The organism is Desertivirga arenae, assembly GCF_017355785.1.
Lineage (GTDB): Bacteria > Bacteroidota > Bacteroidia > Sphingobacteriales > Sphingobacteriaceae > Desertivirga > Desertivirga arenae.
In genome coordinates this window covers 64,046-81,980 of record NZ_JAFEWE010000015.1, presented here as the reverse complement: position 1 = coordinate 81,980, position 17,935 = coordinate 64,046, and the positions used below count along the sequence as shown (strand labels likewise).

The following is a 17,935-nucleotide window of genomic DNA, read 5'->3' as shown; positions in this document are numbered from 1 at the left end:
ATAAATCTCTTTTCCCCCTCTTTTGTTGTGTTATTCCAAATAGGATAGAATGAGAATTACGTTTCACGGAGCTGCACGAAATGTAACAGGCAGCAAACACTTAATAAAACTCGATAGCGGCCTTCAGATATTGTTAGACTGCGGTTTGTTTCAGGGTCTTGGGGACGAGACGGAGGGCCTGAATGACCATTTTGGTTTCAGGCCAGATAATATTGATTACTTAATACTGTCACATGCTCATATAGATCATTGTGGATTGATTCCTAAAATGGTAGCCGAAGGCTTTAACGGAACTATTTTTTCTACCGCTCCAACCATGGACCTGGCAAAGATCCTCCTGGCCGACTCTGCAAATATTCAAATGCAGGATGCAGAGTATGAAAATACCATTAGGAAGAAGAAAGGACTTGAACCTATTCAACCCATATACACAGAAGACGATGTAGTTAAGGCAATAGGCTTGTTTAAGATAGTGGAGTACAATGAAGATTTTGAAATTGATCCGAGGGTAACACTGAGATTTACCGATGCAGGGCATATTCTTGGAAGTGCTGCTGTCCACCTGACAATTCTGGAGGATGGTCAATTCAAACAATTAACCTTTAGCGGAGACGTGGGGCGCTTTGGTGATATGCTTCTTAGAAGTCCTTCAACCTTTCCTCAGGCGGATTATATAGTGCTGGAGTCTACTTATGGGGATTCATTGCATAAAGATCTCGACCCTATAGAAGGGCAGCTAAGGGAAATTATACATCAGACGTGCATAGTAAAAGGAGGGAAAGTTATAATTCCCGCATTTAGTGTCGGTCGAACACAAGAATTATTGTACGCGTTGAATGCCCTTGAATTAAAAGGTTTGCTCCCAGACGTACCTTATTATGTAGACAGCCCACTTTCTAAGAAGGCTACGGAAGTTTTGAAGGAACATCCCGATGAATATAACCGCGATGTTCAGCAGGTAATGAAGACCGACGACGATATCTTTCATTTTAAAGGCCTGAAGTTTATAGAGGTGGTGCAGGAATCAATAGCTCTTAATACAGATCCACGTCCTTGTGTAATTATCTCATCTTCCGGCATGGCAGAGGCAGGCAGGATCAGACACCATATCAAGAATAATATCGGTAATGAGAAGAATACTATACTTATGGTCGGCTACGCCGAGCCTACCTCTTTGGGCGGAAGATTAATTAATGGATCTAAGGTGGTCAGGATATTTGGAGATGAATATGATGTTCGGGCAGAGGTGCAGGTGATCAAATCGATGAGTGCGCATGGGGACTATGAAGACCTTTTGAAGTTCGTTTCCTGTCAGGATCCAAAGCTTGTAAAAAAGTTATTTCTTGTGCATGGGGAATATGATGTTCAAAAGATTTTCAAGCACAAGCTAGAGGATGCAGGTTTCGAAAACGTGATCATACCGGGCCACCATCAGATGGAAGAGCTTTAGTGGTTCTAGGCATCCGGCAAAAACGTAAAAAAGCTCCCGATCAATGGGAGCTTTTTTAATAAAATAAGCAATTAGAAAATAAACTTAGTGCTTAAAAAGTTCGAATTATTATCTGCTACGATCTCGTTCAGCAATTGCTTGTTGTTATCATTCAGCTTAGTAGCTACTAAAGACCTGATTGAGAAAGACCGAAGAGCATCAACTACTGACAAAGTTCCTTCAGCACTGTCTTTTCTTCCTGTAAAAGGAAATACGTCTGGTCCGCGCTGGCATTGACAGTTGATATTTACACGACTCACCTGATTAACTAAAGGATCAATAAGTGAAGCAAGCTCGTCCGCGTCGTTACTGAAAACGCTTACTTGTTGACCATGAGTGGATTCAATCAGGTATTCAATCGGCTCCTCTACGTCAGAAAAAGGAACCACTGGAATAACCGGACCAAATTGCTCTTCAAGGTAAAGCTTCATGTTTTTCTTTACTGGATAAACAATTGCAGGGTACACAAAAGATTCAAAGCTCTCTCCTCCATGTTCATTTACTACCCTCGCGCCGTTAGCAATTGCATCATCAATACACTCTTTCAAATAAGCAGGCTTGTGTGGCTCTGGAAGTGGGGTTAACGCAACTCCTTTTTCCCATGGCATACCAAACTTCAATTTTGAAACTTCTTCCGCAAGCATGCTCAGGAACTGATCAACTACAGCTTCGTGCACAAAGATGATCTTTAAGGCTGTACAACGCTGCCCATTAAAAGAGAGGGAACCTAGTACTGTCTCGCTAACTGCTAATTTTAAATCTGCTTTTTCTGATATGATAGCTGCGTTCTTAGCATCCAGACCAAGAATTGCACGAAGACGGTTTACTTTAGGGTGCAGCTTTTTCAACTGGTCGGCAACCTTAGAAGACCCGATTAAAGTAAGAACGTTGATTTTTCCTGATTGCATAAGGGCAGGTACAATCGTTGCTCCTCTTCCATATATAGTATTTACTACCCCTTTAGGGAACGAATCCTTAAATGCATTCAATAAAGGGTAGTGTAATAACGTTCCGTGCTTAGGTGGTTTGAATAGGAGAGTGTTCCCCATGATTAATGCAGGAATTAAGGTAGTAAAGGTTTCATTTAGCGGATAGTTAAATGGTCCCATACACAATACCACCCCTAGAGGAGAGCGGCGTATCTGCGCCACAATTCCCTGTTCTATTTCAAACCGGGAAGATTGCCTGTCAATGTCTTTTAAAGCATCGATAGTAGCGTAGATATACTCAACGGTCCGATCGAATTCTTTGACAGAATCAGAATAGGACTTACCAATTTCCCACATGATCAATTTCACCACGATGTCTTTCTGTTCGATCATCTTTTTCGTGAAATCTTCAACACATTTGATGCGGTCTTGAACACTCATTGTAGGCCATTGCCCTCTACCATTGTCATAGGCTGCTTCAGCTGCCGCTAAAGCTTCCATAGCTTCTTTCTCTGTACAAACAGGGTAGCTTCCAATAAGCTTTCGCTTAAGGCCTTCTGGTGTTTTTACGCATACGGGAGAATAAACTGAGCTTGTGTCTCCTTCCCAGCGTTTCATCTCTCCATTGCTCAGATACTCTTTCTGATGAACTTCTTCAATCAGAAACTCTGATGGAATCTGATTTTCCTCTAAGAAAATCGATTCCAGGTTTAATGTTGCTTCCAAATTACTTGTTTTAGTAAAATTTCATTCTATTGGCTATTTTGCTCCAAAAGAATTTTAATAACGGTTAAGGCAAACTTACGGTTTTGAGCAAGACTTGGAAGTGGAATAGATCAATTGAAAGTAAATAATTAATGCAAGCCAGTACCAATTGTCATTGAGTGACTTGGTATTAGAATAATAGAGTAATAAAATATGAAGCACAGATAACTATAGCAGGTACGAAAGCGGCAAAAAAAAGAGGCTGAAACCTATCGGGTTTCAGCCTCTTTTTTTGCTAGTTCAGCAATTACAGTTGTATAGGCTTGTATTTTGGAACAAGCGTCTTCATCACAAACCAACCTATCAGGTAGGCAACAGCACAAATAGAGAAAATGATCAGATAACCTGTATTCACTCCGTTTGCAACTTCCACTCCTTCCTTAGCAAGGTCTTTCAGCATGGTATCGCTTAACTTAAAGTCAGCAGTAACCCATTCTGGTTTTACAGAAGCCAGAGGCTCTCCATTTACTGTTGTCCAGCTTTTTCTTGCAAAATCAAATAAGATACCTGATCCTTTATTGATGAAAAACGATCCTAATCCCCCAGCCATTCCCCCGATACCGGTAACGGTTGCAATGGCAGATCTTGGAAACATATCTCCCACTGTTGAGAAGATATTTGCAGACCATGCCTGGTGAGCAGCGCCCGCTATACCAATTATGATAACCGGAAACCAAGCCGAATAGCTACCAAGTGGCTGAGCTAATAAAGCTAAAAGAGGAAAGAACGCGAAAATAAGCATCGACCTCATTCTACCCTCATAAGGATTCATTTTCTTCTTATCAACAAAGTAAGTCGGAAGCCAACCTCCAATTATGGATAGGAGAGTGATCGCATATAACACAAACATCATTGTTTGGGCTAAAGGATTATCTGATTTTAATCCATAAACGGAGCTTAAGTAAGCCGGGAACCAAAACAGATAGAACCACCAAACTCCGTCAGTCATAAACTTTCCAAAGGCGAAAGCCCAAGTCTGTTTATAATTGAAGCATGAGGCAAAGCTCATCTTTTTTTCAGTTCCTATAACAGGCTCAATAACTTGGTTTTCTGAGACAATATCTTGTTGAATATATTCCAACTCCGCCTTGTTCACACGAGGATGAGCATGTGGTTTCTTGTAAACAAAAACCCAGAATCCCATCCAAACGAAGCCCAATGCTCCAATGAGGATAAATGACATTTCCCAACCGAAATTCTTAGCTATTAAGGGAATAGTAACAGGTGCAGCTAAGGCTCCTACTGTTGCTCCAGCGTTGAAGATACTTGTAGCAAGAGCTCTATCCTTTTTAGGAAAAAATTCAGCAGTAGCTTTAATAGCTGCTGGGAAGTTCCCGGCCTCGCCAAATGCTAAAACTACGCGTGCTACGATAAATAAAGTTACGCTGGTAGATAGCACCAGTGCTGTGTCGCCAACTTTTGAAATAGCTTCTTTCGCTCCTTCAAAGCCTACCATCCAATCGCCGGTAACCAAACCTGAAGTTGCGATACCACAGAAAGCATGAAGACAAGCGCCCAGAGACCAAATAAATATTGCCCATAAAAAGCCTTTTTTCGTGTCCATATAGTCTACGAAACGTCCAGCGAATAGCATAGAAGCTGCGTAAAAGATAGAGAACAATGCAGTTATGGTACCATAGTCACTATCAGTCCAGTGAAACTCCGGAGCAATGAAATCTTTCCAGGTTAAAGAAAGTACCTGCCTGTCGAGGTAATTGATAGTTGTAGCAAAGAACAGGAGGCTGCAAATGGTCCACCTGTAATTACTTGCTTTTTGATTTTCCATTTTCGTTTAATGTAGGTTTATAACCCTGGTTATTTGCAGGACTTGATCACCTCAAGAACTTTCAAAGTATTTTCGGTTAACAAGTCATATTGCTTGTTGTCCATAATGTCTTTAGTAACCAGGTTACTACCCATACCTACTGCACAAACTCCTGCTTTAAACCATCCTGAAATGTTTTCTTTTGTTGTATCAACACCACCTGTAGGCATGAAAAGAAGGTTTGGAAATAATGCTTTGATTCCTGAAAGGAAGCTTGGACCTAAGATATTACCAGGGAACAATTTAACGAATTTAGCACCTAGTTTCTCAGCTTTGATGATTTCCGAAGGGGTCATACAGCCAGGAACCCAAAGAATACCTTTAGACTCTGCCCATTCAGCTACATCTTCCACTAATCCGGGACTAATAACGTAATCTGCACCTGCATTAACAAAAGCTTCAGCAGCAGCAGCATCTTTAATTGTACCTACACCAAGAAGCATTCCCCTAAGTTCAGCGTCGATAACTTTTTTCATTTCAGCAAAGTTTGTCAATGCTGCTTCGCCGCGGTTTGTATATTCAACAGTTCTGATGCCAGCCTTATATAATGCTCTTAATAAGTCAACACTAGTTTGAGCATCCTTATTAAAATACAACGGTAATATTCCCTGGTCAGTAATTACTTTTAGAACTTCTTCTTTCTTGCTCATATTAAATTATTGGAATTTTTTTAGATGATTTATAATCGAGGGCTAAAGTAGAAATTTTATATAAAAGTATGTAGCTTTTTACCCCAAAGGTGATGAGAATCACGCCTCTGGTAACAAAAAAATTATGCAATCGTTCCCGATGATTTTTTCCGCTCAAATACACTAAGTGTTTAACTTTAATGTACTTTTGCCAAGTTTTTAACTTGATTTTTAAACCTCTAATAATTAAATAGACTTAAAGATGTCAAAAAAAGTAGTGACCCTTGGAGAGATCATGCTACGTTTATCTACTCCAGGATTCGAGCGTTTTGTACAAAGCGATAGCTTTGATGTAACTTATGGTGGTGGTGAAGCTAACGTTGCTGTAGCAGTAACTAACTACGGTTTAAACGGTGTGTTCGTTTCTAAAGTTCCTGATAATGCTATCGGACAAGCTGCTATCAACCATTTACGTCGTTATGGTGTAGATACTCAGTATGTTGCAAGAGGTGGAAAAAGATTAGGTATCTATTTCCTTGAAACAGGTGCTTCTATGCGTGCTTCACAGGTTATTTATGACCGTGCTGATGCTGCTATCGCTGAAGTAAAAGCTTCTGATTTTGACTGGGATGCTATTTTCGAAGGAGCTGACTGGTTCCACACTACTGGTATCACTCCAGCGTTGAGCGATGCTGCTGCTGCTCTTACTTTAGAGGCTTTAAAGGCTGCTAAAGCTAAAGGTATCACTACAAGTATCGACCTTAACTACCGTAAGAAACTTTGGAGCAAAGAAAAAGCTCGTCAGGTAATGACTGAACTTTGTCAGTATGTTGACGTTTGTATTGGTAACGAAGAAGATGCTGAAACTAGTTTAGGTTTCAAAGCTGAAGGTACTGACATCACTAAAGGTGAATTGAACCTTGACGGATACAAATCAGTATGTAAGCAAATGAAAGAGAAATTCGGATTCAAATACATCGCTTCTACATTACGTGAAAGCCACAGTGCTTCCGATAATGGATGGTCTGCATTAGTATACGATGGAAACGAATTCTACCACACTAAACAATACGAAGTTCGTATCGTTGACCGTGTAGGTTCTGGTGACTCTTTCGCTTCTGGTTTTATCACTGGTTTAGTAACTGGAAAATCAATGGGCGAAGCTGCTGAATTTGGTGTTGCTGCATCTGCATTAAAACACACAATTCCTGGCGACTTAAATCACGCTACTTTATCTGAAGTTGAAACGTTAATGAACGGTGACGCTTCAGGTCGTGTACAACGCTAATTACACCTTGTCCCCTAAGGGGGAGAATGGGTAAAACTCATATATCCGCCTTGCACAAGTAAGGCGGATTTTTTTATTTTTAACAACCATATAAATAGAAAATTAAATGATAATCGATTCATTACAGAACGCGGAAAAATATTACGGTGTTCACCCGCTTTTCAAACAAGCTTTCGAGTGGATTAAAAGCCAGGATCTATCTTCCCTTGAAGTGGGTAAATGGGAGATCGCCGAAGGATTAAAAGCCGGTACATCAGACAAAGAAGCTTATACAACAGAAACTGCAAAATTTGAATGCCACAACAATTGGATGGATATCCAGGTAGCTTTATCCCCAAGAGAGACTTTCGGATATTCTGAACGAAGCACTGTTTCAGATCCTGCAGGCGAATACAATTCTGAAAAAGATGTGATTTTTTGGAAGGATAAGCCAGGCACTTATTTCGACCTTCAATTTGGTCAGTTTGCAGTTTTCTTTCCTGAAGACGTACACGCTCCTCAGATTGGAGAGGGCAATGTCAAGAAATTAGTTGTTAAAATTAAAATATAATTTGTCGGAGCAGTAAAAGCAATTGAGCAAAGAATACATTTGCTCAATTGCTTTAACGAAAAGTTGTTCAGGTATTTTTTTGACTACTAAAGCTAGTACTAGATTTTAAACTATTCAAAACGCAGACTTTATTGTTTTTTAACAAAAAAAGAATATCTTGAATTTGTGGGAATGGTATTAGTATAGTCTAGACTGTCTATTTTAGAGTCTGTAAAGAAACGGTTTGACAAATCTTTCTTTAGGAAAATAATCATATCTGGCCTCCCTTTCATATCCTTATATAAAGACTTGGAAAACCATCCTCTCCAAGCATCGGTCAATCTTTTTGCAAAAACACTATCATTTCCCCAAGAAGTTTTGTCCTCTATTTCGTAAGCATATAGTTTAACTTGTTGATTGAAATTTAAGTATGTGAAGATAGAGCTGGAAGCTTCATGAGCACCAACTGGATCTGCCGCAAGTACTGTATTTTTTCCATCATGGTAAAATTTAAGTACCTCGGCAAGCAGTTCATTATTTTCATGGCCCTCTTTCGCAAAGTTCCGTGCTTCCTCCACGGATTTTCTAATGGGCTTTTTCAGAATAAAAAGAGATATTAAGATAAGCAGCCAATAGCTTCCAGAACTGAGAGGCTTAAACGCTCTGAGTAAAAAAATAATAATAAAAGCAAAACCTATTGTAGCAGGTAAGAAATAGCGACCAGACATTCCGCTTTTTGTATACAGTAGAATATTAGGTATTGCTATCAGAAGAAAAATAAAAATTGGAATCCAGATGTCCTTCATTGTTCCTTTTTTTAAAGTAATTCTTGCAACTAGTAAACCAAGGAAAGATATACCTAGTATCAAAAGGTATTTAGAAAGACTTCCCAGAACTTGGTTGATCTCTTTCAACTTGTAAAGGACATCCTGATCTACGCCCGCATATCCAATCTTATTTGTTCCAACATATAGTACAATAACAAGCAGATTAAATAGGAGAACTAGAAATGATAATAATTGAAGTCTATTTTTTCTTATTGCCTTTTCCCAGGATGAATTATACACTTCTTTTTCATTCGAAACTTTAAGAAGGATCATTGCTGGAATAATAAGAGTAAAGCTTTCCTTGCTTAAGGAACTTAAGGCCAAAAAAAGAGTAAATAGCATAGAATTTTTGGTATAGTACTTTTCACCATTACACTTTGAGAGGAAATAAAAACTAATGGAGAGAAAAAAACATCCAATCGTTTCATTTGGCCCGAGCATCCACCAAACCGCAATCTGGGTCCCCCAAAACGCGATAATATTAAAAAGCAACGACTCTAATATAGAGAATCTGAGATTTCTCATTCCTTTATAAAATAAAAAGAATGTGCAGACGCATAAGATATAGTTATAAATAGACCAGAGCAACAGATCATCTTGAAATATAGCTGTCTGTAAAACACGGTGGACAAAGTACATTGGACGATATCTAATATTAAGGTCGTTTTCTATCCATTTGTAAATAACGTCCTGTATCGGTAACTTTTTAACGTCCTTCAATATGTCTAAGATCTCGTGGTCGTCGGTATTGTGATAGCCTGAGGTAATAGTCCCGGTAAGGTAAAGGAACAAAAAGATCACAAGGGCTAAACCTATTAATACGAAGGAATCATTGCGTTTATTCATAAAATGGAATTCTACTAAAGAAATATTAAAGTTTTTTTTCTGCGATGATATACTGTGGGCGTTGTTTCGATGCAATAAATAATTTACCCAAATATTCTCCTATAATACCCATCATCAGTAATTGCACTCCCCCTATAAACGCAATCAAAGCCAGGATTGATGTCCATCCAGAGACCGTGGCGTTAGAGAAGAAATATGCGGCAATGGCGTACAGGCCGTAACAGAAGGAGAAAAACGACAGAAACGACCCAATCAATGTTGATAGGTGGAGAGGTTTAATACTGAATCCCGTAACGCCTATAATTGCAAATTTGAACATCTTGCTTAAGGAATACTTTGATTTTCCCCACAGACGTTCCTCCGGCATATATTCTATACCAATCTGCTTGAAACCGAGCCATTTGATCATGCCTCGAAAAAAAATAGGATTTTCTGGCAGAGTTCGGATCACTTCGTTGACTGCTTTACTGATTAGACGAAAATCGGCACTTCCCTTTTCTATTGAAATATCTGATAAGGAGTTTATTGTCTTATAAAACAAATTAGCAGACCACCTTTTGAAAAAGCCAAGTCTGGGATCTTCTTTCCTTAAAGTATAAACAACATCATAACCCTCCAGCCATTTTTCAATTAAGCTTGGAATAAGATGTGGCGGATGTTGAAGATCTCCATCCATCGAAATGATACAGTCACCTTCGGCATTATCCAAGCCGGCTTTTAATGCATTTTGGTGTCCGAAGTTTCGTGAAAAGGACAAATACTTTATCTGATTTTTTTCCGATGAGATCGCTCTTAGTACTTGTAATGTTCCGTCTGTGCTGCCGTCGTTGACAAATAAAATTTCAAAGTCACTGTATCTGTTAAGTATTTCATAAAGAGCATCCACAATTTTCGCTACATTTCCTTCTTCATTAAAAATTGGAATTACAACGGATACTCTAAATTTCGAATTATTCATAATAAAAGCTCTTGGCCTAGGCACATCAAATTAAGCAGACTCTTTGTGAGGGCAAAAATAAAAATATTATCAGGACGGTGTTGAAGAATTGACTGAAGCACCACATTTAATAGATACGAAAAAGGGGCCTCATTTCTGATGCCCCTTTTCTATTTAAAACTCGACTATATGCACTATAATGTTACACCAGTTTTAAAGATTGCGATCTCGCGGAATCCGTTCTTTTCGTGGTGTGCTTTCTCTCCACTTGCAACTCTGATGATTTTATCCGCAAATTCCTTTAAAGCTTCATCAAAAGTCTTGTCTTCAGCTAAAGGACCTGCATTATAATCAATCCAGTGAGGCTTTTTAGTAGCTAGTTCATTATTAGTAGAGATCTTCAATGTTGGGATAAAACTACCGAATGGAGTACCACGACCAGTAGTGAATAAAACGATGTGACAACCAGATGCTCCCAAAGCAGTGGTAGCAACCAGGTCATTACCAGGAGCAGAAAGAAGGTTTAAACCTTTAGTCTTCACTCGCTCACCGTATTTCAATACGTCAACAACATTTGCAATACCGCCCTTTTGAGTACAACCTAAAGACTTATCCTCTAAAGTACTGATACCACCAGCTTTATTACCCGGGGAAGGGTTCTCATAAATAGGCTGTTTCTGATCGATGAAGTATTGTTTGAAATCATTGATCAAATGAACAGTTTTATCAAAAACTTCTTCATTCACGCAACGGCTCATCAAGATCGTTTCAGCACCAAACATCTCAGGTACTTCAGTTAAGATGGTAGTTCCACCCTGACTGATCAACCAGTCTGAGAAGTAACCTAGTAACGGGTTAGCTGTAATACCTGATAGCCCATCTGAACCACCGCATTTCAAACCAACTTTAAGTTCTGAAACCGGGATAGGTTCACGTTTATCCTGACGAACCACTTCATAAATTTCTTTCAATAGAGCTTTCGCATCTTCAACTTCGTCAGAAGTGCTCTGACTGGAAAGGAATTTAATGCGGCTCTTATCGTAGTTTCCTAACGAAGCTTCAAATTCGTCGATCTTGTTGTTCTCACAACCAAGTCCCAGGATCAATACCCCACCTGCATTTGGATGCAAAGTAATATCACCAAGGATTTGGCGAGTGTTCTCATGGTCATCACCTAACTGGGAACAGCCATAGCTATGCTTAAACACTTCGATACCCTCTAAATCTGTCGGGTTTTCTTCAGCCTTAAACTCACGGATGATCTGCTCAGCAATTCCGTTAACACAACCTACAGTAGGAACAATCCAGATTTCGTTACGTATACCTACATCTCCATTTGCGCGACGGTAACCATTAAAAGTACGACCTTCAAACGCATGAGGTAGGTTTTCAAGCAAAGCAGGTTCGTAAGAGTAATCAAAAACATCTTTCAAATTAGTCTTAACGTTCTGTACGTGCACATGCTCACCAGTTTTAATATCAGAAATTGCGTGACCAATTGGGTAACCGTATTTGATGATATCAGAACCGCTAGCTATATCTTCAGTAGCAATTTTATGTCCGCGTTCAACGTCGCTAATTACAATAATGCGTTTTCCTTCAACCTCAATTACATCACCAACACTGAAACTCTTCAGTGCAATCACCACATTATCCTTCGAATGTATTTTAATAAACTCTTTCATGTATCAATCCTTTCTAAACAGATGGGAACCAAAGCCTTATACTACAAATTTACTAAAAGGGTTCGGTTCCCGCTGTCTTATTAATGTTATTTTAAACAGTCTCAATTGCTTTCTGCATACCCAACGTCTCAATGTTAGTTAAGTGTTTGGTTACAGCAGCAGTTAATCCTTCTACCTGATTCAAATTCATTTTCCAGTTTCTTTCAAAACCTAAAACTGAAGTAACTACGTCTTCAAACGACTCATCAGTTCCATCATATTTAGCCCAAGACGTTTTCAAAAGCTCGATTAATGGTGCATCATCATTCAAGTTGATCGCCTCTTCGCCACGTTTTCCTTTATAGAAAGCAATAGTTGCAGCTAAAGAGAAAGCTAATTTTTGAGGGATCTCGCCTTTTCTCTTAATATACTCCAACACTGAAGGCAATACACGAGTTTCGAACTTTGACCATGAGTTCAAAGAGATACTCATCAATAAATGCTTGATGTATGGGTTACGGAAACGATCAATTACATCAGCAGCAAATTGCTCCAGCTCTTCTTTTGGTAGATCTAAAGTCGGGATGATTTCTTCGTAGATGGCATCTTTCAGGAATTTACCCACTACTTCATGCTCAACTGACTCACGCACTGTATCTAATCCAAACAAATAGGCTACAGGAACTAAAGTAGTATGCGCACCATTCAGGATCCTTACTTTACGGGTACGATAAGGGCTCATATCTGGAACATATTTAACATCCAGACCTAGAGAAGGGAATTGCAGCTCTTGTTGTAATGACTCAGGTGCTTCAATTACCCAAAGGTGGAAAGGCTCTGCTTCAACAACTTGTTTATCTTCGTAACCTAATTCTTCAGTGATCTCAGCTATACGCTCACGTGGGTAACCTGGTACTATACGGTCAACCAATGTATTGCTAAAAGTACATGCAGTGTTTAACCAGTTAACAAACCCTTCTTCAAGGCTCCATTTAGAGGCTAATTGAAGGATGATACGCTTAAGGTTATCCGCATTTTTGTCAATAAGCTCACAAGGGATGATATGAATACCTTTTGAGGCATCGCCATTGAAAGTTTTATAACGGTGATTTAACCAAACTGCCAGCTTTGCAGGGAAAGAGTTCGGAGGAGTCATTGTAGGCTCATCGTTCTCATCATATGCAATACCAGCCTCGGTAGTGTTAGAAATCACATAACGCATTTCAGGATTCTCAGCTGTTTTTAAATAAGCACCAAAATCAGCATATGGATTAATCGCACGGCTGATAACATCCATAGTTACATGCTTACTTTCAGGCTTTCCATCCTTTAAACCACGCAGGTAAAGGGTGTATAAACCGTCCTGCTCGTTCAGCATATCAGCCATACCATGTGCAATAGGTTGTACAGCTACAACCGAACCGCTAAACTTTCCACTATTGTTAAGTTCCTGGAAGAACCAGTCAACAAAAGCACGAAGGAAGTTACCTTCACCAAACTGAAGAATCTTCTCCGGATATTCGCGATATCCTGTATACGTTTTTTTACTTAATTGCATGATTTCTAAATCAATATTTAATCTTAAATCTTTTAATTCAATTTTTCTTAACCGCCCGGGTAATGCTTGTCAATCGATTTCCATTTTCAAGTCCGGGAAGCCATATTTCTGGTTCCCGTCTCACTGCAAGACTACTAACTAAGCATCGTTATCAGTGCGCAGTTTACTTACTGTAAACACATCCTGATCTGTAGCGTCACCTTGTTCCTGCAATTTCCCGAAGGCGGCTGCAGTAGCATAGTTAACAATATCCTGTGGCTGATGGTGATTATAAAAACCATAGATTAAACCAGCCATAAAACAATCCCCACTGCCAGAGCGGTCAATTACACCTTTGGTTCTGAATTCCGGAGAGTTGAATTGCTTACCATCGGTATATAAACTGGTATAATAAAGCAGGTTGTCTTTATCACTATCAAATCGGAACGTATTTGCTACTGATTTACATCTTGGAAATCTTTCCATGATTTCCAATGAAGTAGCTTTAGCATGTTCGAGGTAATCTTCTTTTCTGCCCTTTTCATGGATCTGCTCATCAATCGAGGTACCTAAAAGGCTGTTTGCTGCCCAGATATTTCCCATTACTAAATCACAGTGCTCCACAAGAGCCGGAATTACTTCTATAGGCTGTTTACCGTACTTCCATAATCTCGAACGATAGTTCAGATCAATAGAAGTAGTAATTTTCTTTCTTGAGGCCGCCTCTAGGGCTTCCAAACAAACATCAGCCACATTAGCATTTAAAGCGGGACTGATAGCTGTCAGATTAAGCCAGGAAACATCGCGAAGGACTTTATCCCAATCGATCATTCCCCGTTTCAATTCAGAAAAAGAAGAACGTTCCCGGTCATACACAACGCTGCTTTTCAAGTCGGCTCCCCTGTCGAGGTAATATACCCCGACACGGTTACCAGAAAAGAGGATAGAGGAAGTATAAATTCCCCTATACTCTAAATAATCTAATATGTAACGCGACATAAAGTTATCGGGAAGCACAGTACAATATTTCACAGGTACATTCCATCCCGCCAAAGCCGTAGCAGTATTTGCCTCCGCCCCACCCATGTATAAATGGAAAGGCTGTTTTTCTTCTACGTCATTTGGAGCCGGCGACACTCGCAAAAGTAGTTCGCCAAAGCATAAAACCTTAGTTATCACAGTTCAAAATAATTCTTTGCGTTAAAGTAACAGATATCCTGAACCACTTTTCCAACCCACTCAATATCGTTAGGGATCTCTCCATTCTCGATATCATCTCCGAATAGATTACAAAGGATTCTTCTGAAGTATTCGTGGCGAGGATAGGATAAGAAGCTTCTTGAGTCGGTTAACATACCAACTAAGCGACTTAATAATCCCATGTTAGAAAGAGCGTTCATTTGTTTGATCATGCCGTCTTTCTGATCCAAGAACCACCATCCTGACCCAAATTGAACTTTACCAGCTACAGATCCGTCGTTGAAGTTACCGATCATAGTAGCCATCAATTCGTTATCTGCAGGGTTAAGGTTATAAAGGATGGTCTTAGCTAACTTATCTTCAGTATCCAGTTTATTTAAGAATTTAGAAAGCTGACGAGCCTGACTAAAGTCGCCAATGGAATCCCATCCAGTGTCAGGGCCTAATTGAGTAAGCATACGCGTATTATTGTTACGCAACGCTCCTAAGTGGAACTGTTGAACCCAGCCTTTTTCATGATCCCAAACCGCGAAGTAGATCAGCATTGCTGATTTGAACTTCAATACTTCCTGGTTAGTTAAAACCTGATTCGCGCGAATCTTATCAAAAATCGCTTTGATCTCAGCATCAGTATAGTCTTCGGCGTAGATCTGCTCCAAACCGTGGTCAGAGATCCTTGCTCCATTTTCATGGAAGAAGTCATGACGCTGTTTTAAAGCTTTTAAATAGGTGTCAAAATCAGAGATGCTTAAGTTAGTAACGCCTTCTAATTTGTCAATATAAGCATTCAGGCCTGCAACATCTTCAGCAGCCATCGCTTTATCAGGACGGAAAGTTGGACGAGCTGTTAAACCAAAGTTATCGCCATTGATAACCTTGTGCCACTCTAAAGAATCAGTAGGATCATCAGTTGTTCCCACTAGCTCTACTTTCTGCATTTTTAAAAGGTTCCTCACAGAGTACTCTTTCGATTGAAGCTTCTCCGTACAGATATCATAGATCTTTCTTGCCGATTTACCGTCAAGGATATCCTTAACTCCAAAATATCTCTGAAGTTCAAGGTGTGTCCAGTGATAAAGTGGATTTCTTAAAGTATATGGAACTGTTTCAGCCCATTTCTCGAACTTCTCGTAATCGCTCTTGTTTCCCGTGATGTACGACTCGTCAACACCATTAGTACGCATCGCGCGCCATTTGTAATGGTCGCCGTACAACCAAACCTGTGTAATGTTCTCAAAGGTCACATCCTTAGCAATCTGCTCAGGGATCAGGTGATTGTGATAATCCAGGATCGGCATATCTTTAGCATAGTCATGGTAAAGCGTTTGTGCCGTCTTCGTGTTTAATAAGAAGTTCTCGTCTAAAAACTGTTTCATTATCTATTAGTACTTTCTTTTACTTTGTTATCTTTCTGTATCTGTCTGTGATGAAAGAGTCACTCGTATTGTCTGATTTATTTACTGATCCCCGTTGGTTATAGAAGCACGCAAACTTAGATAAACCCCCATTAAAACCCGCCTGTTTACTATCATGGGGTGTACTGCCTGTATTATTTATTTTTTTGCCTGGTTTAATAACCATTCTACTAAATCATTAGCAGCTTTAAAGTTTTGAAAATCAGCAGGAAGTTTTCTTCCGTCCGTATATTCATTATATAACCACGGATCGCCCACCGCGAAAACAGTTCCCTTACCAACCTTGGCTGTTGCAATAATTACGTCGCCATTATGAGTTACAGAAGGCTTTGCAGGAGACGTTAAAGTCAAAGTGGAAATCTCCTTCAGGTAAGCTTTTTTAGTGGTTTTGAAGATAGGGTGATTAGCAGGCATCATTACCGCGCCTTGCTCAAATTGACTACCCTGCACTCTGTTTTTACTTACCTCATTAAAGTTTATTCCGAAAGCATTTGCCAGAGTGTTGAAGTTTTTAAACTCAGCATTGCCAGCGTCATTGTGGAAGAATACCAACACACCACCAGCCTTAACCCAATCAGAAACAGCTTTAACATGCGCTGGCTGTACATAATTTGGTTTCTCAGTTTCCTTTTCCGTGTCAGGGTCTACAATAATATAAACGCTAGAGTTCTTTAGGTTAGCTGCAGTTGGAGCATCCTCAAGAGTGGAAAGTTTAGCTCCCCTTGCGTTAAAGATATGGCCAAGTAAGGAGTACCCATTATTGTCTTTTTCAGTCCAGATGTAATGGAAAGGCTCCATTTTGCCTGTCGCAGGTTCTTTATGGAATTCATTATTGAAATAGGAATCAACGGTTACTGTTTTTCCTTTACCCATTTTAGGAAGCGCAGCAATCTCCATTTCTGAAGCCGCCATCATAAAGGCACCTACACCTTTAGGATCGTTAGTGATCACCTTCTCACGCATGTAATACTCAAAACTACCATCACGATAAGGTTTTCCACCTAAGCCAGAAACATTAACTGTTCCTTTATAATTTACTTTATCAGCATTCACCTCTTCTACAAATTCTTTCTTCATGCCAGCATAAGCTCTTTCAGCTACAGCCATATAGGATTGCGGTAAGTAACCCAGTCGCACTCCCTTAGCAATAGTAGTTACGAACATCGCTGCTGCAGAAGACTCGAAATAATTTCCCTTTCCGTTAGGCACATCAATCACGTCATACCATAATCCGTTCGGTTGCTGAACTTTCTTAACGGCATCAGCAAAGCGATTTAATATGGCAATAAGCTCTTTGCGCTTTGGATGATTTTCAGGGAAATATTCTAATGCATCAACCAGACCAACTCCGTACCAACCCATTGCGCGACCCCAAACGTGAGGGGAGCGGCCAGTGTTCTTATCTGCCCATTGCTGCTCTTTCGACTCATCCCAGCCGTGATACATCAAACCTGTCTTAGGATCACGCGAATGTTGTTCCATCCAGATAAATTGATTGGCAACATCATTAAACCCCGAAGCATCATTTGTTAAAGCAGAATATTCAGCATAGAAAGGCTCTCCCATATATAGGCCATCAAGCCACATCTGGTTTGGGTAAACCTGTTTGTGCCAGAAACCTCCCTCTTTGGTGCGGGGGTGCTTGCTTAACTGATCTCTGAAGCTTTGGGCTGCTTTCAAGTATTTTTCCTGACCTGTCACTTTGTAAAGAAGCAACACAGACCGGCCATTTTTTACATGGTCAATATTGAACTCATCTGGTTTATATGTTCTTACAGTTCCATCAGCCTGAACAAAGTGGTCCATGCTTTTTTTGATGTAATTGAAATACTTTGTATCTCCGGTTTTATACCAGACATCAGCTATACCTTCAAGAATTACGCCCTGATCATAAGTCCATTTGAAAGGTCTTCCAGTCCATAGCGAATCTGCCCAAATGTCCATTACCTGAGCTGCCATTCTTTCTGACAGAGGTTTGGTCTGAGCAGAAGACGTTGCAACCTGAAAAGAAAACAGACAAGTTACTGCAGCGGATAAAATTGAAATCCTCTTCAT

At 39.8% G+C, this 17,935-nt stretch carries 13 protein-coding genes; 3 read left to right on the top strand and 10 right to left on the bottom strand.

Annotated features, from left to right (window positions below; translation table 11 throughout):
- Positions 1-49: 49 nt before the first annotated feature.
- Positions 50-1,450: an MBL fold metallo-hydrolase RNA specificity domain-containing protein gene (locus tag J4N24_RS21490; RefSeq protein WP_207535810.1), complete on the top strand. Its 1,401-nt coding sequence runs from the start codon at positions 50-52 to the stop codon at positions 1,448-1,450.
- Between the two features lie 71 nt (positions 1,451-1,521).
- Here the strand turns inward: J4N24_RS21490 and J4N24_RS21485 are convergent, their stop codons facing one another.
- The 3 genes from J4N24_RS21485 to J4N24_RS21475 form a co-directional block, all read right to left on the bottom strand.
- Positions 1,522-3,144 (bottom strand): NADP-dependent glyceraldehyde-3-phosphate dehydrogenase, encoded by a 1,623-nt coding sequence (locus tag J4N24_RS21485; RefSeq protein WP_207535809.1) that lies wholly within the window; start codon positions 3,142-3,144, stop codon positions 1,522-1,524.
- Positions 3,145-3,430: 286 nt separating this feature from the next.
- Complete coding sequence (locus J4N24_RS21480; RefSeq protein WP_242691764.1) at positions 3,431-4,969, bottom strand: MFS transporter; 1,539 nt, start codon at positions 4,967-4,969, stop codon at positions 3,431-3,433.
- Positions 4,970-4,998: 29 nt separating this feature from the next.
- The gene (locus tag J4N24_RS21475; protein ID WP_207535808.1) at positions 4,999-5,658 is read right to left on the bottom strand and encodes a beta/alpha barrel domain-containing protein; all 660 of its coding nucleotides are present in this window, start codon (positions 5,656-5,658) and stop codon (positions 4,999-5,001) included.
- A 241-nt stretch (positions 5,659-5,899) separates the two neighbouring features.
- Here J4N24_RS21475 and J4N24_RS21470 point away from each other — a divergent pair, with 241 nt between their 5' ends.
- Positions 5,900-6,925 carry a sugar kinase gene (locus J4N24_RS21470; protein ID WP_207535807.1) on the top strand — a complete coding sequence of 342 codons (1,026 nt, stop codon included), beginning with the start codon at positions 5,900-5,902 and terminating at the stop codon, positions 6,923-6,925.
- Between the two features lie 106 nt (positions 6,926-7,031).
- A complete protein-coding gene (locus J4N24_RS21465) occupies positions 7,032-7,475 on the top strand; it encodes a NanQ anomerase/TabA/YiaL family protein (RefSeq protein WP_207535806.1) in 444 nt (147 codons plus the stop codon).
- A gap of 128 nt (positions 7,476-7,603) precedes the next feature.
- Here J4N24_RS21465 and J4N24_RS21460 read toward each other — a convergent pair whose 3' ends face one another.
- The 7 genes from J4N24_RS21460 to J4N24_RS21430 all read right to left on the bottom strand — a co-directional run bounded on the left by J4N24_RS21460 (position 7,604) and on the right by J4N24_RS21430 (position 17,935).
- The gene (locus J4N24_RS21460; RefSeq protein ID WP_207535805.1) at positions 7,604-9,127 is read right to left on the bottom strand and encodes a hypothetical protein; all 1,524 of its coding nucleotides are present in this window, start codon (positions 9,125-9,127) and stop codon (positions 7,604-7,606) included.
- Positions 9,128-9,152: 25 nt separating this feature from the next.
- Entirely contained in the window at positions 9,153-10,085 is a 933-nt protein-coding gene (locus J4N24_RS21455) for a glycosyltransferase family 2 protein (RefSeq protein WP_207535804.1), read from the bottom strand.
- A 173-nt stretch (positions 10,086-10,258) separates the two neighbouring features.
- Positions 10,259-11,749, bottom strand: coding sequence for a UxaA family hydrolase (locus tag J4N24_RS21450; RefSeq protein ID WP_207535803.1), 1,491 nt, complete (start codon positions 11,747-11,749; stop codon positions 10,259-10,261).
- A 91-nt stretch (positions 11,750-11,840) separates the two neighbouring features.
- A complete protein-coding gene (locus J4N24_RS21445; protein ID WP_207535802.1) occupies positions 11,841-13,286 on the bottom strand; it encodes a tagaturonate reductase in 1,446 nt (481 codons plus the stop codon).
- A gap of 138 nt (positions 13,287-13,424) precedes the next feature.
- Positions 13,425-14,444 (bottom strand): sugar kinase, encoded by a 1,020-nt coding sequence (locus J4N24_RS21440; protein ID WP_369806250.1) that lies wholly within the window; start codon positions 14,442-14,444, stop codon positions 13,425-13,427.
- Positions 14,441-15,841, bottom strand: a complete 1,401-nt coding sequence (uxaC, locus tag J4N24_RS21435; RefSeq protein WP_207535801.1) for a glucuronate isomerase — start codon at positions 15,839-15,841, stop codon at positions 14,441-14,443. Before uxaC ends, J4N24_RS21440 begins: the two co-directional genes overlap by 4 nt.
- Before the next feature lie 177 nt (positions 15,842-16,018).
- Positions 16,019-17,935, bottom strand: coding sequence for a glycoside hydrolase family 88 protein (locus J4N24_RS21430; RefSeq protein ID WP_207535800.1), 1,917 nt, complete (start codon positions 17,933-17,935; stop codon positions 16,019-16,021).

Bases quoted from the DNA above. Each gene is read 5' to 3' on its own strand.
- J4N24_RS21490 (WP_207535810.1), top strand. From the start codon at position 50: ATGAGAATTACGTTTCACGGAGCTGCACGAAATGTAACAGGCAGCAAA.
- J4N24_RS21480 (WP_242691764.1), bottom strand. From the start codon at position 4,969: ATGGAAAATCAAAAAGCAAGTAATTACAGGTGGACCATTTGCAGCCTC.
- J4N24_RS21475 (WP_207535808.1), bottom strand. From the start codon at position 5,658: ATGAGCAAGAAAGAAGAAGTTCTAAAAGTAATTACTGACCAGGGAATA.
- J4N24_RS21470 (WP_207535807.1), top strand. From the start codon at position 5,900: ATGTCAAAAAAAGTAGTGACCCTTGGAGAGATCATGCTACGTTTATCT.
- J4N24_RS21465 (WP_207535806.1), top strand. From the start codon at position 7,032: ATGATAATCGATTCATTACAGAACGCGGAAAAATATTACGGTGTTCAC.
- J4N24_RS21460 (WP_207535805.1), bottom strand. From the start codon at position 9,127: ATGAATAAACGCAATGATTCCTTCGTATTAATAGGTTTAGCCCTTGTG.
- J4N24_RS21455 (WP_207535804.1), bottom strand. From the start codon at position 10,085: ATGAATAATTCGAAATTTAGAGTATCCGTTGTAATTCCAATTTTTAAT.
- J4N24_RS21450 (WP_207535803.1), bottom strand. From the start codon at position 11,749: ATGAAAGAGTTTATTAAAATACATTCGAAGGATAATGTGGTGATTGCA.
- J4N24_RS21445 (WP_207535802.1), bottom strand. From the start codon at position 13,286: ATGCAATTAAGTAAAAAAACGTATACAGGATATCGCGAATATCCGGAG.
- uxaC (WP_207535801.1), bottom strand. From the start codon at position 15,841: ATGAAACAGTTTTTAGACGAGAACTTCTTATTAAACACGAAGACGGCA.
- J4N24_RS21430 (WP_207535800.1), bottom strand. From the start codon at position 17,935: ATGAAGAGGATTTCAATTTTATCCGCTGCAGTAACTTGTCTGTTTTCT.